The 23,875-nt window shown below is 60.8% G+C and carries 23 protein-coding genes; 13 read left to right on the top strand and 10 right to left on the bottom strand.

Annotation, left to right across the window (positions count from 1 at the left end; genetic code table 11):
- On the top strand, nucleotides 1–722 hold a 722-nt coding region (locus tag MOV76_RS28965; protein WP_309506574.1), incomplete at its 5' end, for an adenine deaminase C-terminal domain-containing protein.
- A 74-nt stretch (nucleotides 723–796) separates the two neighbouring features.
- On the opposite strand, the gene MOV76_RS28960 is transcribed toward MOV76_RS28965, so the two are convergent.
- Nucleotides 797–2,443, bottom strand: a complete 1,647-nt coding sequence (locus MOV76_RS28960) for an alpha-glucosidase family protein (RefSeq protein ID WP_047618657.1) — start codon at nucleotides 2,441–2,443, stop codon at nucleotides 797–799.
- Between the two features lie 285 nt (nucleotides 2,444–2,728).
- On the opposite strand from MOV76_RS28960, the gene MOV76_RS28955 reads away from it, so the two are divergent.
- The 7 genes from MOV76_RS28955 (at nucleotide 2,729) to MOV76_RS28925 (ending at nucleotide 9,787) form a co-directional block, all read left to right on the top strand.
- Nucleotides 2,729–4,309 (top strand): peptide ABC transporter substrate-binding protein, encoded by a 1,581-nt coding sequence (locus tag MOV76_RS28955; RefSeq protein WP_047618658.1) that lies wholly within the window; start codon nucleotides 2,729–2,731, stop codon nucleotides 4,307–4,309.
- A gap of 48 nt (nucleotides 4,310–4,357) precedes the next feature.
- A complete protein-coding gene (locus MOV76_RS28950; protein WP_017965401.1) occupies nucleotides 4,358–5,281 on the top strand; it encodes an ABC transporter permease subunit in 924 nt (307 codons plus the stop codon).
- A complete protein-coding gene (locus tag MOV76_RS28945; protein WP_018243106.1) occupies nucleotides 5,278–6,195 on the top strand; it encodes an ABC transporter permease in 918 nt (305 codons plus the stop codon). Before MOV76_RS28950 ends, MOV76_RS28945 begins: the two co-directional genes overlap by 4 nt.
- The gene (locus MOV76_RS28940; RefSeq protein ID WP_166480967.1) at nucleotides 6,196–7,188 is read left to right on the top strand and encodes an ABC transporter ATP-binding protein; all 993 of its coding nucleotides are present in this window, start codon (nucleotides 6,196–6,198) and stop codon (nucleotides 7,186–7,188) included.
- On the top strand, nucleotides 7,181–8,167 hold the full coding sequence (locus MOV76_RS28935; RefSeq protein WP_018243108.1) for an ABC transporter ATP-binding protein: 987 nt from the start codon (nucleotides 7,181–7,183) through the stop codon (nucleotides 8,165–8,167). The genes MOV76_RS28940 and MOV76_RS28935 overlap by 8 nt, the downstream gene beginning before the upstream one ends.
- A 162-nt stretch (nucleotides 8,168–8,329) precedes the next feature.
- A complete protein-coding gene (locus MOV76_RS28930; protein ID WP_018446732.1) occupies nucleotides 8,330–8,671 on the top strand; it encodes a hypothetical protein in 342 nt (113 codons plus the stop codon).
- A 195-nt stretch (nucleotides 8,672–8,866) separates the two neighbouring features.
- Nucleotides 8,867–9,787 carry a sugar kinase gene (locus MOV76_RS28925; protein WP_247265817.1) on the top strand — a complete coding sequence of 307 codons (921 nt, stop codon included), beginning with the start codon at nucleotides 8,867–8,869 and terminating at the stop codon, nucleotides 9,785–9,787.
- A 111-nt stretch (nucleotides 9,788–9,898) separates the two neighbouring features.
- Here MOV76_RS28925 and gstI read toward each other — a convergent pair whose 3' ends face one another.
- Nucleotides 9,899–10,090 carry a glutamine synthetase translation inhibitor GstI gene (gene gstI, locus MOV76_RS28920; RefSeq protein ID WP_130717445.1) on the bottom strand — a complete coding sequence of 64 codons (192 nt, stop codon included), beginning with the start codon at nucleotides 10,088–10,090 and terminating at the stop codon, nucleotides 9,899–9,901.
- 432 nt (nucleotides 10,091–10,522) lie between these two features.
- Here gstI and MOV76_RS28915 point away from each other — a divergent pair, with 432 nt between their 5' ends.
- Together MOV76_RS28915 and MOV76_RS28910 are read left to right on the top strand one after the other, a co-directional pair.
- A complete protein-coding gene (locus tag MOV76_RS28915; RefSeq protein WP_047611346.1) occupies nucleotides 10,523–11,563 on the top strand; it encodes a glutamine synthetase beta-grasp domain-containing protein in 1,041 nt (346 codons plus the stop codon).
- A 241-nt stretch (nucleotides 11,564–11,804) separates the two neighbouring features.
- The gene (locus tag MOV76_RS28910) at nucleotides 11,805–12,986 is read left to right on the top strand and encodes a glycosyltransferase family 1 protein (RefSeq protein ID WP_247265816.1); all 1,182 of its coding nucleotides are present in this window, start codon (nucleotides 11,805–11,807) and stop codon (nucleotides 12,984–12,986) included.
- Between the two features lie 6 nt (nucleotides 12,987–12,992).
- On the opposite strand, the gene MOV76_RS28905 is transcribed toward MOV76_RS28910, so the two are convergent.
- Complete coding sequence (locus MOV76_RS28905; protein WP_247265815.1) at nucleotides 12,993–14,006, bottom strand: alpha/beta hydrolase; 1,014 nt, start codon at nucleotides 14,004–14,006, stop codon at nucleotides 12,993–12,995.
- A gap of 161 nt (nucleotides 14,007–14,167) precedes the next feature.
- Between MOV76_RS28905 and MOV76_RS28900 the strand changes: the two genes are divergently transcribed.
- Nucleotides 14,168–14,617, top strand: a complete 450-nt coding sequence (locus MOV76_RS28900) for a MarR family winged helix-turn-helix transcriptional regulator (RefSeq protein ID WP_247265814.1) — start codon at nucleotides 14,168–14,170, stop codon at nucleotides 14,615–14,617.
- A 105-nt stretch (nucleotides 14,618–14,722) separates the two neighbouring features.
- Here MOV76_RS28900 and der read toward each other — a convergent pair whose 3' ends face one another.
- From der to MOV76_RS28885, 3 genes are all read right to left on the bottom strand, one after another.
- Nucleotides 14,723–16,150 carry a ribosome biogenesis GTPase Der gene (gene der / locus MOV76_RS28895; RefSeq protein WP_247265813.1) on the bottom strand — a complete coding sequence of 476 codons (1,428 nt, stop codon included), beginning with the start codon at nucleotides 16,148–16,150 and terminating at the stop codon, nucleotides 14,723–14,725.
- 18 nt (nucleotides 16,151–16,168) lie between these two features.
- Nucleotides 16,169–16,852, bottom strand: a complete 684-nt coding sequence (locus MOV76_RS28890; protein ID WP_047618673.1) for a tetratricopeptide repeat protein — start codon at nucleotides 16,850–16,852, stop codon at nucleotides 16,169–16,171.
- A 206-nt stretch (nucleotides 16,853–17,058) separates the two neighbouring features.
- Complete coding sequence (locus MOV76_RS28885; RefSeq protein WP_247265812.1) at nucleotides 17,059–17,643, bottom strand: NnrU family protein; 585 nt, start codon at nucleotides 17,641–17,643, stop codon at nucleotides 17,059–17,061.
- A gap of 136 nt (nucleotides 17,644–17,779) precedes the next feature.
- On the opposite strand from MOV76_RS28885, the gene MOV76_RS28880 reads away from it, so the two are divergent.
- Nucleotides 17,780–18,766: a polysaccharide deacetylase gene (locus tag MOV76_RS28880; RefSeq protein ID WP_247265811.1), complete on the top strand. Its 987-nt coding sequence runs from the start codon at nucleotides 17,780–17,782 to the stop codon at nucleotides 18,764–18,766.
- A gap of 211 nt (nucleotides 18,767–18,977) precedes the next feature.
- Here the strand turns inward: MOV76_RS28880 and sbmA are convergent, their stop codons facing one another.
- Both sbmA and MOV76_RS28870 read right to left on the bottom strand, forming a co-directional pair.
- Entirely contained in the window at nucleotides 18,978–20,243 is a 1,266-nt protein-coding gene (sbmA, locus tag MOV76_RS28875) for a peptide antibiotic transporter SbmA (RefSeq protein WP_247265810.1), read from the bottom strand.
- Between the two features lie 125 nt (nucleotides 20,244–20,368).
- On the bottom strand, nucleotides 20,369–21,553 hold the full coding sequence (locus MOV76_RS28870) for a YbfB/YjiJ family MFS transporter (protein ID WP_176707458.1): 1,185 nt from the start codon (nucleotides 21,551–21,553) through the stop codon (nucleotides 20,369–20,371).
- A gap of 166 nt (nucleotides 21,554–21,719) precedes the next feature.
- Here MOV76_RS28870 and MOV76_RS28865 point away from each other — a divergent pair, with 166 nt between their 5' ends.
- Nucleotides 21,720–22,295, top strand: a complete 576-nt coding sequence (locus MOV76_RS28865; RefSeq protein ID WP_018243122.1) for a PadR family transcriptional regulator — start codon at nucleotides 21,720–21,722, stop codon at nucleotides 22,293–22,295.
- Between the two features lie 72 nt (nucleotides 22,296–22,367).
- Here MOV76_RS28865 and map read toward each other — a convergent pair whose 3' ends face one another.
- Nucleotides 22,368–23,126: a type I methionyl aminopeptidase gene (gene map / locus MOV76_RS28860; RefSeq protein ID WP_018243123.1), complete on the bottom strand. Its 759-nt coding sequence runs from the start codon at nucleotides 23,124–23,126 to the stop codon at nucleotides 22,368–22,370.
- A gap of 259 nt (nucleotides 23,127–23,385) precedes the next feature.
- The coding region (locus MOV76_RS28855) for an LLM class flavin-dependent oxidoreductase (protein WP_247265809.1) at nucleotides 23,386–23,875 on the bottom strand (490 nt) is incomplete at its 5' end.

Genomic DNA, 23,875 nt, shown 5'->3' with positions numbered 1-23,875 from the left:
AGGTGGTTCTTGACAGCCTGGAAAACTGCCGTGCCGACATGGTCTTTTCCGCCGGCCGCCGCGTCACCGATGCGCTCTTTTCCTCGCGCAGGCCGGTTGCCCCGATCGGCCTCGACAGCGTCAAGGCCAGGCCCGTCAACGCCGCCCATTTCGGCGTCCCGGTCGCCGAGGGCGAAACGCCTGTCATCGGCGTCATGCCAGGCAAGATCATCACCGAGCATCGCCGTTATCGCCTGCCCGTCAGGGGCAACGAGACGACGGTCGATCTTGCCAACGATATCATCAAGGTCGCCGTCATCGAGCGCCACGGCAAGAACGGCAACCATGCCAACGGCTTCGTCCAGGGTTTTGGCCTGAAGAAGGGTGCGATCGCCTCGACCGTCGGCCATGACAGCCACAATATTTGCGTGGTCGGTGTCAGCGAGGACGACATGGCGCGCGCCGCAAACCGCCTCGGCGAGATCAAGGGCGGCTTCGTCGTCGTCGAAGACGGCAAGGTCACCGGCGAAATCGCCCTGCCCATCGCTGGTCTTATGAGCCTCGAGCCCTATGAGACGGTTCGCGACATCCTGCACCATCTGCGCAAGGCCGCCTTCGCGCTCGGCGCCACGTTGGAAGAACCCTTCCTCCAGCTCGCTTTCCTGCCGCTGCCGGTCATCCCGCACCTGAAGATATCCGACCGCGGCATGGTGGATGTGGACAAGTTCGCGCTCATCGGGTGATGCGATTGAAGCAGGGCTGGCTCCGCGGTGGACAACCTCTCGACGTTCGCCTTCAGAGACACAGCAGTCGAACATCAAACCCGCGCGCAAAACCCGTCGAGCGCCGCAAGCTTCACTGATCCCGCGCCCGCTACCGCCTCGAAGCCCGGCATATCAAGCGGTTCTCCGAGCACGATGCCATCAGGCAGGCGGAATTCCGCCGGTTTGCGCGTCAGGTTGAAAACGAAGAGCAGTTTTTCTCCGTCCTTTTCGCGGGTGAAGGCGAGCAGGTCCTGGTTGGTACCGATGAAGGTCATGTCGCCGTCGACCAGCGCCGGATGGCTCTTCCGGAATGCAAGCGTCTTGCGGTAGTGATGCAGCACCGAGCTGTCGCTCGCCTCCTGCGTATCGACGGAAAGTGCTGCCTGCTCGTAAGGCACCGGCAGCCAGCTCTTTTCCGCGGATGTGAAGCCCGCATGCGCCTTGCCGGCTTCCCAGGGCATCGGCGTGCGGCAGCCGTCGCGGCCCTTGAAGGCCGGCCAGAAGCGGATGCCGTAAGGGTCGCGCAGATCCTCGAAGGCGAGCTCTGCCTCCGGCAGGCCGAGTTCCTCGCCCTGATAGAGGCAGATCGAGCCACGTAGCGCCGCAAGCACCGAGACCGCCAGCTTGGCGATGACGGGCCGTTCTTCCTCCGTGCGCGCGAAACGGCTGACATGGCGCATGACATCGTGGTTGGAAAAAGCCCAGCAGACCCAGCCGTCCGTGACTGCCTTGTGGAACGCCTCGACGCAGCCGCGAATATGCTCGGCGGTGAAATCCGGCCCGAGCAGATCGAATGTGTAGCACATGTGCAGCTTGTCGCCGCCACTCGTATAGGCGCCAACCGTCTTCAGCGAACGCGCGCCATCGCCGACTTCGCCGACAGTCGTGCGATCCTCGTACTGATCGAGCAGCGCCCGGAAGCGCTTGAGGAAATCGACATTTTCCGGCTGCGTCTTGTCGTAGAGGTGGTTCTGCATGCCGTAGGGATTGCTGTCGGGCGCATCGAGGCCGGCGTCATCTTCATCCGGCTCATGCGGCGGATTGCTCCTGAGCAGCTTGTCGCAGAAATAATAGTTGACCGTATCCAGGCGGAAACCGTCGACGCCGCGGTCGAGCCAGAACTTCACCGTCTCGAGGACCGCATCCTGCACGGCCTTGCTGTGGAAGTTGAGGTCCGGCTGCGAGGTCAGGAAATTGTGCTGGTAGTATTGCCGGCGCACGCCATCCCATTCCCAGCCCGGCCCGCCGAAAATCGACAACCAGTTGTTCGGCGCCGTACCATCCGGCTTCGGATCGGCCCAGACATACCAATCCGCCTTCGGATTGGTCCGGCTCGACCGGCTCTCGACGAACCAGGGATGCCGGTCGGAAGTGTGCGAGATCACCTGGTCGATAACAACCTTGATGCCGAGCCTGTGCGCTTCGGCCATCATCTCGTCGAAATCGGCGAGCGTCCCGAAGATTGGATCGACGTCGCAATAATCGGAAACGTCGTAACCCATGTCGGCCATCGGCGACTTGAAGAAGGGCGAAAGCCAGATCGCGTCGACTCCGAGGCTGGCTATATGCGGCAGCCGGCGGGTGATTCCCCTGAGATCGCCGAGACCGTCGCTGTTGGTGTCCTGAAACGAGCGCGGATAGACCTGATAGATCACCGCGCCGCGCCACCAGTCCGCACTCCCGCCTGCCTGCAATGCCATCGGCTACATCTCCTGCCTCGTTTGCGCTCGCCACACTAAAGCGGACAAAACAAAAGACAACCGGGTGAAGCCGTGATGAGAGCGTGGCGGATGTCACGGCGCGTCGTCGCGATCCGACAAGGGGGAGACGTATATAGGCTTGTCCACAACCCGTTTCCAACCTCCGGATTTGGGGTTGCAACGCAAAGCCTTTGCGATAATGTGCGCGCTGACCTGCACGTAAGAGGTCAAACACCGGGAACAAATGTCTAATAAAGGCGAAAAGCCTAGAAAGGTGGACCCACCATGAACCATTTCGCGAAAAAATTTCTCGCCTCTGCAATGCTTGGCACATTGCTGGCGTTTTCGGCCCATGCGGCCACGCTCAACATTCACAATGGTGGCGACCCGCAGTCGCTCGATCCACAGAAGCTTTCCGGAGACTGGGAAAACCGTATCGCCGGCGACATTTTCGAAGGCCTCGTCACCGAGGACGCCAAGGATAATCCGATCCCCGGCCAGGCCGAAAGCTGGACGATTTCGCCTGATGGCAAGGTTTACACCTTCAAGCTTCGCGACGGCATCAAGTGGTCAGATGGCCAGCCGGTAACGGCAGGAGACTTCGTCTTCGCCTTCCAGCGCCTCGTCGACCCGAAGAACGCCGCCGACTATGCCTATCTGCAGTTCACCATCAAGAACGCCGAAAAGATCAACAAGGGTGAGATCACCGATCTCAACGAACTCGGCGTCAAGGCGATCGACGACAAGACGCTCGAAATCACCCTCGAAAACGCCACCCCCTATTTCATTAATGCCCTGATGCATTACACCGCCTACCCGCTGCCGAAGCATGTCGTCGAGGCGAAGGGCCAGGATTGGGTCAAGATCGGCAACATCGTCACCAACGGCCCCTACAAGCCCGTCGAATGGGTTCCGGGCTCGCATGTCACCACAGTCAAGAACGACCAGTGGTATGACACCAAGGACCTGAAGATCGACGGAGCGAAGTTCTTCGTGCTCGAAGACCAGGAAGCCGCGCTGAAACGCTACCGCGCCGGCGAATTCGATATCCTCACCGACTTCCCGACCGACCAATACGAGTGGATGAAGAAGAACCTGCCCGGCCAGGCGCATGTCGCCCCCTTCTCCGGCCTCTATTATTACGTCGTCAACTCACAGAAGCCGCCCTTCAGCGACAAGCGCGTCCGCCAGGCTCTCTCCATGGCGATCAACCGTGAGGTCATCGGCCCGCAAATCCTCGGCACCGGCGAGCTGCCGGCCTATTCCTGGGTTCCGCCGGGCACGGCGAATTACGGCGAGCCGGCCTATGTCAGCTGGAAGGACCTGCCCTATAGCGAGAAGGTCGCCGAAGCCAAGAAGCTTCTGACCGAAGCCGGTTTCGGGCCGGACAAGCCGCTCCACGCCGTGCTCAGCTACAACACCAACGACAACCACAAGCGTATCGCCGTCGCCATCGCATCCATGTGGAAGCCGCTCGGCGTCGATGTCGAGCTCGTCAATGCCGAAACCAAGGTGCATTACGACCAGATGCAGCGTGGCCAGGTCGAAATCGGCCGCGCCGGCTGGCTCGCCGACTATAACGATCCGGACAACTTCCTGAACCTCCTGGTGACAGGCGTCCAGATGAACTACGGCCGCTGGTCCAATCCCGAGTACGACAAGATGATCAAGGAAGGCAACGCCGAGACGGATCTCACCAAGCGTGCTGCGATCTTCAAGAAGGCCGAACAGCTGGCGCTGGATGAATCCGCCGCCCTGCCGATCTACTACTATGTCTCGAAGAACGTCGTTTCGCCAAAGATCGAAGGCTTCGTCGATAACATCCAGGACATCCACCGCACCCGCTGGCTGTCGATGAAAGAGTAAGGGAAAACGGTCCTTTCCGCGCGTTGCGGAAAGGACCGGCCCACGACCATGATCAAATACGCACTCCGTCGCCTTCTGTCGACGATCCCCGTCATGTGGATCGCCGTAACAGCCTCGTTTTTTGTTTTGCGCCTTGCCCCCGGCGGCCCTTTCGATGGCGAAAGGCCATTGCCGCCGGTGATCCTGAAGAACCTTGCGATCCACTACAATCTCGACAAGCCGCTCATCCAGCAGTACCTGATCTATGTCGGTGATCTGCTCCGGGGCGATCTTGGCCCCTCCTTCGCCAGCGAAGATTTCACCGTCGCCCAGCAGATCATGATCGGTCTGCCCTACACCTTCACCATCGGTACGGCTGCCTTCCTGATTGCCATCATCGTCGGTGTCGCCGTCGGCTGTCTTGGGGCGCTCTATCAGAACAAGGCACCGGATTATATTCTGGGCGCGCTCATCCTGATCGGCGTCGTCCTACCGAACTTCCTGATCGCGCCCATCCTGCAGCTCGTCTTCGGCATCCATCTCGCGTGGTTTCCAGTCGGCGGCTGGGGTGACGGCTCGATCAAATACCTCATCCTGCCGATCGTCGTTCTCGCCCTGCCGCATGCCGGCCGTATCTCGCGCATCACGCGCGGCTCGATGATCGAGGTGATGAACCAGAATTTTATCCGTACCGCCAAGGCAAAGGGCATCGGCCCTCGACTGACGGTCATGCGCCACGCGCTGAAGCCCGCCTTGATGCCGGTCGTCTCCTATTTGGGTCCGGCAGCAAGCTATCTTCTCACCGGCTCGCTTGTTGTCGAGAGCATCTTCGGATTGCCCGGCATCGGCCGCTATTTCGTCAACGCAGCGCTGAACCGTGATTACGGCATGGTTCTCGGCACGGTCATCTTCTACATGGTGCTGATCGTGTTCCTGAACCTTCTCGTTGATATCGCCTATGCGTGGCTCGATCCGAAAGTGAGAAACAGATGATCCTCAACCCCGCAAAACGCGAGCTGCTTGCCCAGGAGCTGCTGGCGGCGGAAGGCCTTGCACCCGAAAGCCGCTCGCTCACTAAGGATGCGTTGCGCCGCCTCGGCCGCAACAAGGCAGCCGTCCTGTCGATCGTCGTCCTGACGCTGCTGATCCTCGTCGCCTTCATCGGCCCCTGGTTCATTCCCTTCAACTATGAAGATCCCGACTGGGCGGCCTTCCGGATCCCGCCCTCGTTCGAGACCGGTCATTATTTCGGCACCGACCCGAACGGCCGCGACCTTCTCGCCCGCGTCCTTTACGGCACCCGCGTCTCGCTGGCCGTGGCGCTGACGGCGACCGTCGTTTCCGTCTTCATCGGCGTGCTCTACGGTGCGGTATCGGGATATATCGGCGGCAGGCTGGATGCGATCATGATGCGCTTCGTCGATATCATGTATGCGCTTCCCTATATCCTCTTCGTCATCCTGCTGATGGTGATCTTCGGCCGCAACGTCTATCTGCTCTTTGCCGCCATCGGCGCGCTGGAATGGCTGACCATGGCCCGCATCGTTCGCGGCCAGACGCTATCGATCAAGCATCGCGAATTCATCGAAGCGGCCCGCGCATCCGGGCAGCGGCCGTTCAAGATCATCATCAAGCACATCATCCCGAACCTCGTCGGACCCGTGGTCATCTTCGCAGCATTGACGGTGCCTGAAATCATCGCCACCGAAAGCTTCCTTTCCTATCTCGGCTTCGGCGTGCAGGAACCGCTGACCTCGCTCGGCACGCTGATCGCCGAGGGGACCGATGCCATGGAAAGCATGCCTTGGCTGCTGGTCTTCCCGGCAAGCTTCCTCGTGGCCCTGCTGCTCAGCCTGCTGTTCATCGGCGACGGCCTGCGCGACGCGTTCGACCCGAAGGATCGTTAAATGACGGATACCCTCCTCGAACTCAAAGACTATTCGATCACCTTCAAAACGCCGGACGGTGAGGTGAAGGCAGTCTCGAACATGAACCTGACGGTCAAGCGCGGCGAGCGCATCGCCATCGTCGGCGAATCCGGTTCCGGCAAGAGCCAAACCTTCCTGGGCATCATGGGCCTGCTCGCCAAGAACGGCAAAACGACGGGACAGGCGTTGCTCGAAGGCAAGGACGTGCTGACGCTGAAACCGCGCGAGCTCGATCAGATCCGCGGCAAGGACATGGCGATGGTCTTCCAGGACCCGATGACCGCCCTCAATCCATCGCTGAAGATCTCCCGGCAACTGACGGAGCAGCTCGAGGTTCACGGCGGGCTGACGGCGCGCGCCGCATCCGCCGCCGCACTCGACATGCTGAAACGCGTCGGCATCCCCGATCCGACACGACGCTTCCATCTCTACCCGCACGAGCTCTCCGGCGGCATGCGCCAGCGCATCGTCATCGCCATGGCGCTGCTCACCCGGCCGAAGCTTCTGATCGCCGACGAACCGACGACGGCGCTCGACGTCACCATCCAGGCGCAGATCCTCGATCTCTTCAACGACCTGACGGCGGAGATGAACACAGCGCTCGTCATGATCACCCACGATCTCGGCGTCGTTGCCGGACTCGCCGACCGCGTCGCCGTCATGTATGCCGGCCGCATCGTCGAGGAGGCTCCGGTCGACGAACTCTTCGACAATCCGGCCCATCCCTATACCGCAGCACTGCATGCCTCGATCCCGCGCCCGGACCAGGATGTCGACGACCTCGTCGTCATCCCCGGCCGTCCGCCAAACCTGCAGCACCTGCCGAAGGGCTGCAATTTCTCGCCGCGCTGCTCGCAGGTCCAGGACGATTGCATCGACCGCCCGCCGCCGCTCGAAACCCTGGCGCCGCACCATTGCGCCGCCTGCTACCACCCCTTCCCGCGTCGCGAGGAGCTGTTGAACCATGGCTGAACGATCGCTTCTGAGGGTCGAGAACCTGACGACCCAATTCGAACTGCCGGCAAAAGGCCTCTTCAAGCCGCCGATCTTTCTCACAGCCGTCAACAATGTCAGCTTCGACCTCAGCGAAGGCCGCACGCTTGGCATCGTCGGCGAATCCGGCTGTGGCAAGTCCACGCTCGGCCGCTCCATCCTGCGGCTGTTGAAATCGCAGAAGGGCCGCATCCTCTGGCAGGGCCGGAACCTGCTTGACCTGTCGGATGAGGAAATGCGCGCCGCGCGCCGCGACATGCAGATCATCTTTCAGGATCCGATCGCCTCGCTCGACCCGCGCATGACGGTCGGCGACATCATCGCCGAGCCGCTCACCGTCTTCGAGCCGAAACTCTCCAAAGCCGAGCGCACCGAACGTGTCCGCGAGATCATGACCGCCGTCGGCCTGGTGCCGGAAATGATCAACCGCTATCCGCACGAATTCTCCGGCGGCCAGGCGCAACGCATCGGCATCGCTCGCGCGGTCGTCACCAAACCGAAGCTCATTATCTGCGACGAGCCGGTTTCGGCCCTCGACGTCTCGATCCAGGGTCAGGTCATCACGCTCCTGCGCAAGCTGCGCAAGGAATTCGGCCTGACGCTGATCTTCATCAGCCACGACCTCTCCGTCGTCCGCCTGATCTCAGATGATGTGCTGGTGCTCTACCTCGGCAGGGTGGTGGAAGCCGGCGACTGCGCCACCGTCTTCGATCATCCGGCCCACCCCTATACGCAGGCGCTCTTTTCCGCCGCGCCGATTCCCGATCCGAAGCTTGCGCGCCTGCGCACCCGCATCCGCCTGCAGGGTGACCCGCCCTCGCCGCTCAACCCGCCGAAAGGCTGCGTCTTCTCACCGCGCTGCTGGAAGGCGACCGACATCTGTCGCACCGAAATGCCGCCGACCGAGGAGGTCCGCCCCGGGCAGAAGGCCGCCTGCTATCATATGGACAGGCCATGAACGGAAAGACGGCCGCCCAGGCGGCCGTCGCCTTGAATGTCCGACCGCCGTCCATCGCGGGACGAAGCGGACTATTTTTGGATCTAAAGTCCCCGATAAGAAAGATTTTATGAGCGAATGCTATCCCATTTCGGCCTAATCGCAAGCCAGGGGAACGCATACATGAAATCGAAAATATCAGCTTTGATCGCACTCGCCGCCACGATGATCGCCGCCTCCGCGGTTTCGTTGCATGCCGAAGATCTGAACTTCAAGCTCACCAACGGGACGAACTCCGTCCTGACACGTTTCTACAGCTCGCCGACCGGCGTCGGCGAATGGGAAGAAGACGTCTTCGGTGACGACGTTCTCAATCCGGGCGAAAGCATCGATATCACCATCGCCGATGGCCGCACCGTCTGCAAATACGACATGCGCTTCGAATTCGAAGAAGGCTCAAACCTCGCAACCACGGAAGATACGCAAGATCTTTGCGCGATGGGCAGCTACACCATCCACGAATAGGCGTCCTTCTGAAAGCCCGCCTTCGCCTCGCCCGCGAAGACGGGCTTTCATCTCCCGTAATATCGACGCTTGTCACTCTGCGCGGCTCCGCGTATCAGCGAATGAAGACCTGCGGATAATCCGCCAATTCAAAGTGATAGAGTGTCCCTAGCGCGTCCTGTTGGATCCGCAGCGCTCTAATGCCGGGAGGACAAGGTGAGCAGACGGTTTCTATCGATCGGTGAATGCATGGTGGAACTCTCGCAGGCAGGTGACGGCCTGCTGCGCAAGGGCTTTGCCGGGGATACCTTCAACACCGCCTGGTATGCCCGCGCCTGCCTTGCCGCCGACTGGTCGGTGGATTATTTCACCGCCCTCGGTGACGACGCCATGTCGGGTGAGATGCTGGCCTTCATCGACACATCAGGCATCGGCACGAGCCTCATCCGCCGCATCAGGGGCAGGACGCCCGGCCTCTATATGATCAATCTGAAGGACGGCGAACGTTCCTTCAGCTACTGGCGTGACAGCTCGGCAGCCCGCAGCCTGGCGGCTGATCCGGACCGCCTGCGCGAGGCGGTGGAGAGCGCTGCCGTCATCTATTTCTCCGGCATCACCCTTGCCATCCTGCCACATGAGGATGCCGAGACTTTGCTTGCCGAAGTCCGTCGCGCCAAGGCCGCCGGCAAGTTCGTCGTCTTCGATCCGAACATCCGTCCGCGCCTCTGGTCGAGCTACGACGTGATGCACACGACGATCAGCGAAGGCGCCCGCTCATCCGTGCTCGTCATGCCGAGCTTCGACGACGAGGCGGCCCATTTCGGCGATGATTCCATTGAGGCGACGATCCACCGCTATCGCGCACTGGGCGCCGTCGATATCGTCGTCAAGAACGGCGCTGACGGTGTCACGCTGAATTTTGCCGGCGAGCAAACATTCGTTCCGGCTGAAAGGGTGAAGAAGGTGGTCGACACGACCAGCGCCGGCGACAGCTTCAACGGCGCCTTTCTCGCACGATACCTCGAAGCAGGCGATGCGCCTGCCGCCGCCCGCTTCGCAGCAAAGGTCGCTGCCCGCGTCGTCAGCGAACATGGTGCATTGGTCGTAAGGGAAAAGCTCGGATTGGATGGCGGCTAGCCGCACATGCTGACGCAGTACGAACACCATGCACAGGCGCTTCCGCCTTGTCGGCATCGTTTGCTCCGCTGATCCCCCTCAAATCGATTCCGATTTCAGGGTTATACGAAATCAGGACTTCGTCGGCCGATCGGACTCGCGAACTGCCTCGTCATGGTACCAGCAGCTGTCGAGCGCAGAATCGCAGACGTCTGCTGCCTCGCGCTCCATCAGCCTGGCGCGTTCGAACCGGTTGGCGTTTCGTATCGCCTTCACGGGAAACTGGTAGATCGTTGCGGATTCACGATGGAAACCGGTGGGCATGAGATCGCCTCCATTCAGTTCGGCGCATCAACATTTCAGGACCATCTACATAGCACAATGCACATAGTTTATGCAAATTGCATAAAATAAGGGCAATGTTACAATTGTAATCGGTCGGCATGCTGTCTCGGCTAAAAGCTTCCGATAATTTGTTTAACACTTCATCATTTCAGCCTAACGCCGCAATTTTCATCCAGTTCCAGATGGGAAAAGTGCGTTTTGATGGGCGATACCGCCTGTGAGCGTTAAAAACAGCCCGATTTTCCAAAAGAGAAAAAATCGGCCGTCACGCTGATTCGCGATTTTTCTTTTGCGTGGCGCCAAAACTGGCACGCTACGTGCTTTAAAAGCGTCATCCCTGGCGGTCGGATGCGCTTGCGCGCCGAGATCACCTCCGGATTTGCTCACCTTCGTAGCATTGAGAGAGTCACGATGACAAAATATAAGCTCGAGTATATTTGGCTCGATGGGTACACTCCGGTACCGAACCTGCGTGGCAAGACGCAGATCAAGGAATTCGACGCATTCCCGACGCTGGAACAGCTTCCGCTCTGGGGCTTTGACGGCTCCTCGACACAGCAGGCTGAAGGCCGCAGCTCCGATTGCGTGCTGAAGCCGGTCGCCATCTATCCCGACCCGGCCCGTACCAACGGCGCTCTCGTCATGTGCGAAGTCATGATGCCGGATGGCGTCACGCCGCATGCATCGAATGCCCGCGCTACCATCCTCGACGACGAAGACGCCTGGTTCGGCTTCGAGCAGGAATATTTCTTCTACCAGAACGGCCGTCCGCTCGGCTTCCCTGAGCAGGGCTACCCCGCTCCGCAGGGTCCGTACTACACCGGCGTCGGCTATTCGAACGTCGGCGACGTTGCCCGCGAAATCGTCGAAGAGCATCTCGACCTCTGCCTCGCTGCCGGCATCAATCACGAAGGCATCAATGCCGAAGTGGCCAAGGGCCAGTGGGAATTCCAGATTTTCGGCAAGGGCTCCAAGAAAGCCGCCGACCAGATCTGGATGGCACGCTATCTCTTGCAGCGCCTGACCGAAAAATACGGCATCGACATCGAGTATCACTGCAAGCCGCTCGGCGACACCGACTGGAACGGCTCGGGCATGCATTGCAACTTCTCGACCAAGTACATGCGCGAAGTCGGCGGCAAGGCCTATTTCGAAGCGCTGATGGCGCAGTTCGAAAAGAACCTGATGGACCACATCAACGTCTACGGTCCTGACAACGACAAGCGCCTGACCGGCAAGCACGAAACGGCACCGTGGAACAAGTTCTCCTACGGCGTTGCCGACCGTGGTGCTTCGATCCGCGTTCCGCACTCCTTCGTCAAGAACGACTACAAGGGCTATCTGGAAGATCGCCGCCCGAACTCACAGGGCTGCCCCTACCAGATCGCTTCGCAGGTTCTGAAGACGATCTCGGAAGTTCCGACTGCAAGCTCGGCTTCCGCTGCCGCTTAACCTCCCAAACGGCGCCGGTCCTGGACCGGCGCCGTCATTCTTTATGCATGAAAACCGCCGCCCGCCGCCGACATAATCGAGGCGATCAGGCCAGCGAAAGCCCCTGCGATCCTTGCAATATGGGCTGTAATATTTCCATCATGGTCATGCCTCAAAATAAGCAAGCGGGAATCGCCGTTCCGGAACCCCGCTGAGGGGTTGAGCGTTGGCAGATCACTGCGACGCGGATGGAAATCGTGACATGCTGCAACGTCCGGCAAACACTTATAGCGGCGAGAGCTGGGCCAATGCCGCGGCCGCCGGAAACCTGCCCGAAAGGCTGGTGATCGTTACCGATGCCTGGCACCCGCAGGTCAACGGCGTCGTGCGCTCGATCGAGAACACCAATCGCGAATTGGCGAAGATGGGCGTCGAGGTTTCGATGGTGACGCCGGAGCGCTTCAACAGCATCCCCTGCCCGACTTATCCCGAGATCCGCCTATCGATCGCCAATTACCGCCGCATCGCCCGCGAGATCGAAAAGCACAATCCCTCCTACGTGCATATTGCCACCGAAGGTCCGCTGGGGCTGACCGCCCGCCGCTGGTGCCTGAAGAACCGCATGCCGTTTTCGACGAGCTACCACACCCGCTTTCCGGAATACGTCTCCGCGCGCCTGCCCATACCGAAGAGCTGGCTCTATTCCTTTGTCCGCTGGTTCCACAATGGCGGCGCAGGCTGCATGGTGGCGACACCGAGCCTTGCCCGCGAACTGTCGGAAAAGGGCATCCGCAACCTCATGCCCTGGAGCCGCGGCATCGACGCCACGCAGTTCCGTCCGATGGCGCTCGAGGAAAACCCGTTCGGCCTGCCGCGTCCGATCTTCATGACCGTCGGCCGCGTGGCGCTGGAAAAGAACCTGCCGGCCTTCCTCGATCTCGACCTGCCGGGTTCCAAGGTCGTCGTCGGTGACGGTCCGGCCCGCGCCGAGCTCGAAAAGCAATATCCCGACGTCTTCTTCGCCGGCGTGCAGTTCGGCGAGGATCTGGCGAAAGCCTATGCCCAGGCCGACGTCTTCGTCTTTCCCTCGCTCACTGACACCTTCGGCAACACCATCCTCGAAGCACTGGCATCGGGCGTGCCGGTGGCAGCCTACCCGGTCACCGGCCCGCTCGACATCATCGGCGAGGACAGTGACGTCGGGGCGCTCGACGCCAACCTGCAAGCCGCCTGCCTTGCCGCCCTCTCCGCCTCGCGCAGCAAGGCGCGTGAACTCGCCATGCAATATTCCTGGGAAGCGGCGACACTGCAGTTCATCAACAATATCCGCGCCGCCAACGGCGTCATCACGCCGAAATGGAAGAAGGCCTGGCAGTTTGCCAAATCGCTTCCAAGAAGCAGAAAGCTCGGCGAAACCGCCGGGCCCCTCCCGTCCGCAGACTGATTGGTTTTACTTGTGAAGCGCGCTGCGAAGCGTGTCGTTCGCGACCGCAATCGCGCTGCGTGCGGCAGGCGTTTCGGTAATGGCGTTTAGCAGCACGAAGTCATGGATCGTGCCGTTGTATCGCATCGACGTGACCTTCACGCCGGCCTGGCTGAGCTTGCGGGCATAGGCCTCGCCCTCGTCACGCAGCACGTCGTTCTCGTCAACGATGACGAGCGCTGGCGGCAGGCCGTTCAACTGCTCCAGCGATGCCTGCAGTGGCGAAGCCGTCGGCTCCTTGCGCTTGGCTTCGTCGGGCAGATAGGCGTTCCAGAACCACTTCATCGCCTCCTTGGTCAGCCACGGGCCATCGGCGAACTGGTTGTAGGAACCATTGTCGAAATTGGCGTCGGTGACGGGGTAGAACAGCACCTGCTGATCGATGGCAGGACCGCCGCGTTCCTTGGCAAGCAGCGTCACCACCGCCGCCATGTTGCCGCCGACGCTATCGCCTGCGACCGCGAGCCTGGAGGCGTCGACCTTGAACTCCTTGGCATGCTCGGCGACATATTTGGTCGCTGCATAAGCCTGCTCGATGGCAACGGGATAGCGGGCTTCCGGCGAGCGCTCGTAGTCGACGAAGACGACAGCGGCATCGGCGCCGTTGGCGATCTCGCGCACCAACCGGTCATGCGTATCCGCATCGCCCAGCACCCAGCCGCCGCCATGGAAATAGAGAATGACCGGCAGTGTGCCCTTGGCATGTTCCGGGCGGACGATGCGCAGCTTGATGCTGCCTGTCGGACCAGCCTTGATGACCCGGTCCTCTTCCTTAGCAGCAAGCTTCTTCACATCGCCCTTCTGCGCGCCGGCCAGGACATTGCGGGCATCGGCCGGCGACAGCGTGTAGATCGGCTTGCCGCCGGCAAGCCCGTCGATGAATTTCTGCGTTGTCGGTTCGAGTACCGGATCGGCAAGCGCGCCAACGGCGGAGGCTGCGAGCAGTGCTGCTGCGGAAACTACGGTCTTGATGGTCGACATTGTCTTGTCCTCTCGGGTTCGATGTTCGTTGTGAACACTGACTTTATATCGCGCACGATTGTTTATCGCACAATTTATATTTCTGCATAGCTACCATGCATAAAAAGCGGCTACGATTATTTATCGCACGATGTAAATTTGTTTGATTTTGGAGATTTCCCATGCAGGATCAGTTGAAGCTCGACAATTTCATCTGCTTTGCCGTCTATACGGCAAGCCACGCACTGAACCGCGTCTACAAGCCGCTGCTCGACACGCTCGGCCTCACCTATCCGCAATATCTGGCGATGGTTTCGCTCTGGGAACAGGACGGCCAGACCGTCGGCGGCTTGGGTGAAAAGCTCTTCCTGGAATCGAGCACGCTGACCCCGCTGCTCAAACGCCTTGAAACCGCAGGTTATGTCAGACGCGAACGCAGCAAGGACGACGAACGCGTCGTGATGCTTCGATTGACGGACGAAGGCAAGCGCCTCAATGAAAAGGCGATCGGCATCCCCGGCTGCATCGCCGCTGCCAGCGGTCGCGATACAGTCGACCTCACTCGCCTCCAGGCCGAGATCGTGGCGCTGCGTGAAGCGCTGAACAAAAGCGTGGCTGAGATTGCCGGATAGCTATCACAGTGCCTGTGCCCCCCCCTTCTGCCCTGCCGGGCAAGGCAGAGGGGATGGCTCCACGACGCGTGCGCAATGCCCCACCAATCAGTGCAAGCTCCCCGCCTACGTCCGCCTCTTCTTGCCTTCGAACGGATTATCAGGCGAGCGGAAATGGATGCGGATCGGCACGCTCGGCATGTCGAAATCGGCGCGCAACCCGTTGATCAGATAGCGTGTATAGGATTCCGGTAGCGCATCCGAGCGGGTACAGGAGATCATGAAGGCCGGCGGGCGGGCCTTGACCTGCGTCATATATTTCAGCTTGATGCGGCGGCCGGAAACGGCCGGAGGCGGATGCTGAATCTGCTGCGTCTCCAGCCAGCGGTTGAGCCGCGCCGTCGAGATGCGTTTGTTCCAGATCCTGTCCGTGTCGATGATCGACTGCATCAGCTTGTCCAGTCCCCAGCCGGTCTGGCCAGAGATCGGCACGGCGCGGATGCCACGCGCCTGCGGCAGCAGGCGGTCGGTCTTTTCGCGCAGATCCGCAAGCACCGCCTGCCGGTCTTCGATCATGTCCCACTTGTTGAAGGCGAGCACGGCGGCACGGCCCTCGCGCAGCACCAGGTCGACGATCTGCAGGTCCTGCTTTTCGAAGGGGATCGTCGCATCGAAGACGATGACGACGGTTTCGGCGAAGCGGATGGCGCGCAGCGCATCGGCAACCGAAAGCTTCTCCAGCTTCTCGATCACCCGCGCCTTGCGGCGCATGCCTGCCGTATCGAACATCTTGATGGTGCGACCGCGCCAGTCCCATTCGACCGAGATGGAGTCGCGGGTGATGCCTGCCTCCGGCCCGGTCAAAAGCCGGTCCTCGCCGAGGAAACGGTTGATCAGCGTCGATTTTCCTGCATTCGGCCGGCCGACGATCGCCACCCTGAGCGGCTTCGTCTCGTCATAGGCCGGCGGCTCTTCGTCCGCGTCGCTGTCCTCGCCTTCCGTCTGTGGAATGTCGACATCTGTGACGGCGACATCCTCCTTCGCGGGATAGGCCCGGTCCTCGCCGATTGCCGCAACGATCGCATCGCGCAAGTCGAGCATGCCCTGCCCATGTTCGGCCGAAATCGGCGTCGGCTCGCCGAGCCCGAGCGTGTAGGCGTCATAGAAGCCGCTGTCGGAGCCCCGCGCTTCGGATTTGTTGGCGACAAGCACCACCGGCTTGCCCCGCCGGCGCAACATTTCGGCAAGGTCGGTATCGACGGGCGTCAATCCGCTCTTGGCGTCGACAACGAAAAGCGAAAGATCCGCCTCGTCGATCGCCGCTTCCGTCTGCGCCCGCATCCGGCCCTGCAGGCTTTCCGCGTCGGCCTCTTCCAGACCAGCTGTATCGATGATCGTGAAGGTCAGGCCCATCAGCCGCGCATCGCCCGGCCGGCGGTCGCGGGTAACACCCGGCGTGTCGTCGACAAGCGCCAGCTTCTTGCCTACCAGCCGGTTGAAAAGTGTCGACTTGCCGACATTCGGACGACCGACGATGGCGACCGTGAAACTCATATCTTGTCCTTAACGCGATCAGCCCTGAGCGGCGGGCGCCTTGCCGGATGCGGTAATCAGATCAAGCATCATATGGGCGCGATTGGCAACATTGCGTGGGCTGTCGGTATCATCGACGATCGACTGGAACCACTGCCGCGCCTGCGCCATGTTGCCGGCTTTGTAAGCGGCAAGGCCGAGTGCCTCGCGCGCCGAATGACGGAAGGCGTTTCCGGGAACGGCCATTTCCTCGATCGCGGCCGAAACCTGTTCGTAGGCGCCGTTCTCGATGAGCAGCCAACCGGCACGCATCTTGGCGGCATCGCGCACGGCGGCCGGAACGGCATTGTCCTTGCCGATCTCGTTGAAGGCGGCGATCGCCGCGGCGGTATCACCCATCTGCACCTGGACGGTCGCGGCCCGCATCCGCGCCAGCACCGGATAGGCGCCATGGCCTTCCTTCTCGAGCTTGTCGAGCGCGGCCAGCGCCTGGTCGTTCTTGTTTTCGTCGGCAAGCTTCATCGCCGCCAGGAACTGGTCGCCGGTGCCGGAGGAACGGTTGTCGTCCCAATACTCGTAGAGAACCTTGCCGGCTGTGCCGACGACGATCAGAATGGCGACGACGATGATATAGCGGCCGAACCGGCGCCAGACGCCCTTCATCTGGTCGGATCGCAATTCCTCATTGACTTCACGGATGAAGCTGTCGTCGTTGAATGCCATTCTCGTCTCCGGCCGCGGAAATACCCATACACAATGCAAAACGCATATTATCGGGCCTTCTACCCCATTTTGCAGCCGTTGTAAGGGGGATGTGAAAGATTAGAGCGCCGCGCGTCCAACAGGACGCGCTAAGGACGCTCTAACACTTTGAATCCGCGCATAATCCTTCCCGAAAATCGGAATCGAATTTCGGGGTTATGCGCCGATCACATGACGAGCGGCGAAACCCCGATCAACCATTCGTGCAGCTTCCAGATGATCAGCGCCCAGACGACGATGCCGATGACGACGGCATAGAGGTCGTATTTGGCCGAGACGAACGGCCGGAGTGTGATCTCACCCGCCCGCTGCCGCCGTTTCAAGGAAATGCGCAGGATGACGCCCCAGGCGAGAAAGGCGGCAAACAGCAGGACCGACGACGTCTCGCCATTGGCGAGCAGGTGTGCCAGCGCCCAGATCTTCACCGACAGCACCATCGGATGTTTGGTCTTCGTTGCAATATGCCCCGCCGGCACCAGCGAGGCCACGAGACAGATCATCGCGATCAGCATCAGCGTGATTGTTATATGCGCCATCCAGACCGGCGGATTGTAAAGCATGCCGGTCACATCACGCGCCTGCCCGAAGCCGTAGATCAAAAGTATCAGTGTGGCGATGCTGGCGATCGAATAGGCTACCCGCCAGCCTTTCTCGCCGAGGCTTGCGATCATCGAACGGCGGAAGCCGGGGGACACCACCCGCACCAGATGCACCCCGAGGAAAAGTATGATGCCGACGATAAGCAATGTCATTGCGGATCCCTTCCGTACCGTTTGTCACATCTGACCAGGAAAGGCTCTAACGGCTGGCGTGAAAAAATGCCAGAGAGACCGCAGCTTCGCCGCAATTCTGTCGGAGGGAAACCGCGAACAAATTGTCGCGGTGTCCATGTCCCGTCTTCTCCTCTCCACCTGTCTGGCTGCCTCGTTCCTGCTCCCGGCAATCGCCGAGGCGGCCGACCGGCCGAAACAGCTCGTCATCATTTCCTTCGACGGCGCCCACGACAACGCGCTCTGGCTGAAGAGCCGCGAGATGGCGGCGAAAAACGGCGCCCACTTCACCTATTTTCTCTCCTGCACCTTCCTGATGAACGAGGCGGCGAAGAAGACCTATCAGGCGCCGCACCAGAAACGCGGAAAATCCAATGTCGGCTTCGCGCAGAGCGACGACGAGATCCGCGAGCGCCTCGGCAATATCTGGCACGCCCACCTCGAAGGACACGACATATCGAGCCATGCCTGTGGCCATTTCGACGGCCGCCTCTGGAGCGAGGCCGACTGGTCGGCCGAATACGCAACCTTTCATGCGACGTTGAAAAACGCCTGGAAGAGCGTCGGCCTGCAGGAGCCGACCGGTTGGCAGGATCTGGTCGATCACGGCATCAAGGGCTTTCGCGCCCCCTATCTCTCGGCAACCGCGGGCGCTGACATGATCGCCGCCGAAAAGAAGGCGGGCTTCACTTATGATGCGAGCCTGGTCACCAAAGGGCCTGCCATGCCTGTCGAGGAAGACGGCATCATCCGCTTCGGCCTGCCGCTGATCCCCGAAGGCCCGAACGAGAAGCCGATCATCGGCATGGACTACAATCTCTTCGTCCGCCATTCCAAGGGTGAGGAGGATACGGCCGATTCCGCGGAATTCGAGGATCGCGCCTATGCCGCCTTCAAGGAAGCTTTCGACAAACAGTATGCCGGCACCCGCGTCCCGCTACAGCTCGGCTTCCACTTCGTCGAAATGAACGGCGGCGCCTATTGGCGGGCGCTCGACCGCCTGGTCAGCGACGTCTGCCACCGCGCCGACGTCGCCTGCGTCAGCTATTCGGAGGCGATCCCGATGATCGAGGCCCGCGGCAGATTGCAGACGTCAGGTCTTTGATGGCGGCTATGGCGCTGTCGAGCCTGCAGGGTGTCTCTAAGTTCCCTTGAACGAGACGACGTGCCTGGCCGCCCCCCTCATCTGCCTACCGGCATCTTCTCCCCGCGGGGGAGAAGAGATTCGTTGCGACGCTGCGATTGCCCCTCCTACCCAGCGAGGAGGAGGCACCCCAAACGCCAATCTTCCGATGCTCGCAAAGATTCCCTGCCCATCAGCCGTCGGCGTGCACGACCCCCGTCTCACGCTCCAGGTAGCGCTGGTCGATTTCAGGCAGCGGTTCGTCGTCGATCGCAGCCTCGAAGGCCTTGAGGCGTTTGTGGATCGAGAGCAGTTCAATGATCGTTGTCCAGGAGTTGACGAGATACTGAAACGAGTTGCTGACCTGTCCGAAGGCGGTCGAGATCTGCTGGAAGATACCGTAAGTGATGGTGCCCGCCACGATCGTCGGCACCAGCATGAAGACCACGAAGAGCGCGTCGGCCTGGATGTAGAAATAACGGGCGACATTGAAATACATGTAGTGGAAATACATGCGATAATAGTTCCGGCGAACGTTGCCGAAGAGCTCCCTGACGGTCAGCGGCTCAGCCCGTTCCGCATGGTCTTCACCATAGACGAGCTCCTTGCGATACGCCGCTTCGACGCGCTGGTTGCGGAAATTCAGCCCCGGCAGCTTGACGCCGGCGACCGCCAACAGAAGCGTGCCGAAAGCCGACCAGAACAGCGCCAGCCAAAAGAGCGAATTCGCCACTGGCCCGATGAACGGCAGCTCGGTCACGTAATGCGACAGGGCCAGAAGGATCGGAAGGAATACCACGAGCGTCATCACCGAGTTGATGAGGCTGATGCCAAGACCTTCGAGCGTGCTCGAAAAGCGCATCGTATCTTCCTGAACGCGCTGGGAGGCGCCTTCGATGTGACGAAGCTTTTCCCACTTCGACATGTAGAAATTGTTCATCGCCGTTCGCCAGCGGAAGATGTAATGGCTGGTGAAGAAGTCGGTCATGATCGATACGAACATGCTGAGGAATGCGATCTGGCAGAAGACCCACATCAAGCTGTAGAAATTATCGACGGAAATGCCTGGCTGCTTCGACAATGCGTTCTGCAGAAGGTCACCAAACGGCCGGCGCCAGTTATTGATCACAACGCTGATCTGGACGCCAAAGTAGGTCACGAAGATGATCAGTGCCGAACCCCAGATCGACCAAATCTTCCAGGGGTGGTTCAGCGCCTTCAGATGCCATGCACCGCAGAAGACCACCGCCGACAGCAGGAAATAGCCGTAGAACCAGACATTTTCGGGCAGCAGGAAGAACGAAAGGTCGATCGGCTGCTGCTCTTCGGCAACCGGCGCATAACCGAGCGATACACCGAGGCTGGCGGCGAAGAGATACCAGCCGGCAATGGAAATCAGGGTCCAAACGACGAGCGAACTAAAGAACGCCTTTGGCTGCGGAAAAAAGGAATGAAACACGGGAGGCTTTGCTTTCCTGAACTGTGAGTCTCGGGAGTGTCGTCGAACACTGATTGTGCCGGAAACTAAGGCAGTTCGAAGGAAGCAGCAATGGGTTCGGCCGATTGTTACGGAGATGTAACCGGTTAAGAGATTTTCTTGATCACGGGCATCACCAGCGCCGCGCAGGCGACGAGCGCGATCGCGGCGATCACCGTCGGGACGGTAAAACTGCCGCTGCGCTGGGCGATCCAGCCGGCAACAACAGGTCCGACGATCTGGCCGAGGCCGAAGGCGGCCGTCATCATCGCCAGGATCCGCCGCGGACTGTCAGGCGAAAGCTTGCGGCCGATCTGCAGCCCATAAGCAGTGATTGCCAGGAACGTCGCCCCGAACAGCGCCCCGCCGATCAGCGGTGCGACGGAAGGCGGCAGCGCTACGGTCGCAAGCACACCGGCGGCCTCGATCAGAAGCGCTGCGACATAGACGCCGCCAAGCCCGAGCGGCTTGACCAGCGGCTTCCAGGCAAACAGCGCCACCGCCGCCGTCAGGCCGGCGATGAACCAGCAGAGGAATTCGACGAAGGGTCCGGTTGCAGAAAGGCGCGCGATGGTAACGAGGAAGGTCGCGGTGATGACGTAACCGAAGCCGAACAGGCCGTAGGACAGCGTCAGAAGCACCATTGGCCGGTTCCAGGTGAGCGCCGGCTCCTTGCCCACCTGCGCCGATTGCGCCGGCGCCGACGGCAATAGCAGGAAGACGACGACAAGGCTTGCTGCGCAATAGAGCGCCCCGCCGATCCAATCGGCCCGCCAGCCGCCCGGTTCATCGTGAAAGCCGAGGCCGATCAGCAGCACCATGACCGAAGACAGCGCGATACCCGCACCCGGCCCGCCGAAATGCGCTGCTTGCACATGATCGTTGCCAGCGGCAGCCCCGTGGCTGAGCACGATCGACGAGGTGAAGACCATCGCAAAGGCGCTGGCGACGCCGGCCAAGAAACGAATGATGGCAAAGACGGCGACGGAATCGGTGGCGGCCATGGCGGCAAGCAGGATCGCGGTTGCCAGCAGCGACAACAGCGCCACCGGCCGCTCCCGCCCCGCCGCCCAGCCATAGGCTGCAAGCACGGCGCCGACGAGATAGCCGACGAAATTGGCCGACGCGATGAAGCCTGCATCCGCTGCCGAAAGCGGCACGCCGCTGATCATCCCGGGCAGGATCGGCGTGTAGGAGAAGCGCCCGAAGCCCATGGCCGCGGCCATGGCAACGGCGCCGGCAGCGGCAGTGGAAACAAGGTTCGGTGGGGAGTGACGGATGCGCTCGAGCATGCCGCGTTTATCACGCCGCAGTACCGGCATCACAATCAAGTAATTCTGATCGATCGATCAATTTCCCGAAACATCAAAAATTCTCAGTCGCACTTGAAAGCTATTATCGTACGATATATGTTTTGCGACATAGCTAGAGATACATCCCACGATGAAAGGAAAAGCCATGAGAGGTTTTAAAGGCGGCATGTTCGGCGGAGATTTCCGCATGGGCCGCAAATTCGCGGCCGGCGATCTGCAACTGGTCATCCTGGCGCTGCTCGCTGAGCAGCCGCGCCACGGCTACGAATTGATAAAGATATTGGAAGAGCGCTCGGGCGGCTTCTATGTGCCGAGTCCGGGCGTCATCTATCCCGCCCTCACTTATCTCGAGGAAACCAGTCTTGCCGAGGTGGAGGCTGAGGGCGCCAAGAAGCTCTATCGCATCACCGAGGCCGGCCGCCGCCGCGTCGAGGAAAACCGTGCCATGATCCTGCATACGTTCGCCAAGTTGGAACGCATCGGCGAGAAGATGGCCCACGTGAAGCGTGTCTTCGAAACAGACCGTCACGGCGCCGACGACAGTGATGACGGCGACTTCATGCAGGACGGCGGCGATATCCGCGCCGCCCGTATGCTGCTGCGCTCGGCGATGCGCATGCGCTATCCCTGGTCGAAACCCGAAGCTGCCCGCATCGCCGGCATCCTCGAACGCGCCGCCACCGAAATCCTGCAAGGCGGCAGGCCGGAAACGCGGAGCTGAGACGAAGACTGTACGGCGGGATTTGAGACAGAGTCAGCTCCCGCCGCCTTTCTTCATTGTTCAGTACCGGTCTTACGCCCGCTCATCCGGCAAGGTCAGAACCACCGGCCCGTTGCGCGTTGCGACCACCGTATGCTCATATTGCACGGTCGGCGCCTTCGGATCGGCATAGAGCGTCCAGGCATCGTCGCCGCCTTCGGCCCATGTTGCGCCGAGCGAGAGAAAAGGTTCGACGGTGAAGACGAGACCTTCCGTCATCATCCGTTTTTCCGAAGGGTCCGGCCAGGTCGAGAGCTCGGCCGGCTCCTCGTGCAGCGAGCGGCCGACGCCGTGGCTCGCCAGATTGGCGACCAGCGTATAGCGGTTCTTCTGCGCAAAGGCGCCGACGGCGGTGCCGATCTTTGCCAGTGGCTCGCCCGATTTGACCTGGTTGAGCCCGACCCAGAGTGCCCGTTTGCCGTCGCGGCAGAGCCGCTCGATCTTTGGCTTGATCGGCGGCACCGCGAAGGAAGCGCCAGTATCGGCAAAGAAGCCATCCTTTTCCGCCGAGACGTCGATATTGATGAGATCGCCGGCGCGGATGACGCGCGGGCCGGGAATTCCGTGGGCGATTTCCTCGTTGATACTGATGCAGGTGGCACCGGGAAACTGGTAGCAGAACTCTGGCGCCGAGCGCGCGCCCGAATCCTCGAGCACCTTGCGGCCGATCTGGTCGAGCTCCAGCGTCGTCATGCCGGGCTCCATCGCCGCTGCCATCACTTGGATGGCGTTGGCGCAGATCCGGCCGATCTCCTTGAGCTTTACCAGTTCGTCGTCGTTTGCGATAACCATTCGTCTGTTCCGGCCTTGCGCAGGACGGCCGCGGCCGCCTCAGAGCATGATGCCGAAACGTGTGAGCGGTTTTCGGACAACATGATGCTCTAACTATCTAATTTAGAACCGGATTCAAATTTTAGGCCGACCCGGTCTAAAATCATCCTGTTCTAGAGCGCCGCGCGTTCGACAGGACGCGCGAAGGACGCTCATCACGTTGAAGTGGCGCACAATCCTTTTTCGAAAATCGATTGCGATGTTCGACGTTGTGCGCTCGTCAGGCCGTGGCTTTCGCCTCTTCGCCCCTTTCAGTCAATGCCTTTCTGACGATCGGCGCGACTTTCGTGCCGTAAAGCTCGATGCCGCGCATGATCTCGGCATGCGGCATCAGGCCGATCGCCATCTGCAGCAGGAAGCGGTCGTTCTTGAAGAGGGCGTGATGGGCGATAATCTTTTCGGCGACCGCCTCGGGATCACCGACGAAGAGCGCGCCATTCGGCCCGCGCGACATGTCGAAATGCGCCCGGTTCGTCGGTCCCCAACCGCGCTCACGGCCGATACGGTTCATCACCTCGGCTTGAGGCCCGTAGAACTGATTGGCCGCCGCCTCCGTTGTATCGGCGATGAAGCCATGGACGTTGATGCTGGTCTTCAGCTTCGCCGGATCCTGACCTGCCCGGCGCGCCGCCTCGCGGTAGAGATCGCAGAGCGGCGCGAAACGCCGCGGCTCGCCGCCGATGATCGCCAGCGCCACCGGCAGGCCCAGC

It is taken from the genome of Rhizobium sp. PRIMUS64 (assembly GCF_023006465.1).
GTDB classification, from domain to species: domain Bacteria; phylum Pseudomonadota; class Alphaproteobacteria; order Rhizobiales; family Rhizobiaceae; genus Rhizobium; species Rhizobium leguminosarum.
This window is presented reverse-complemented; position numbering and strand designations above follow the sequence as displayed.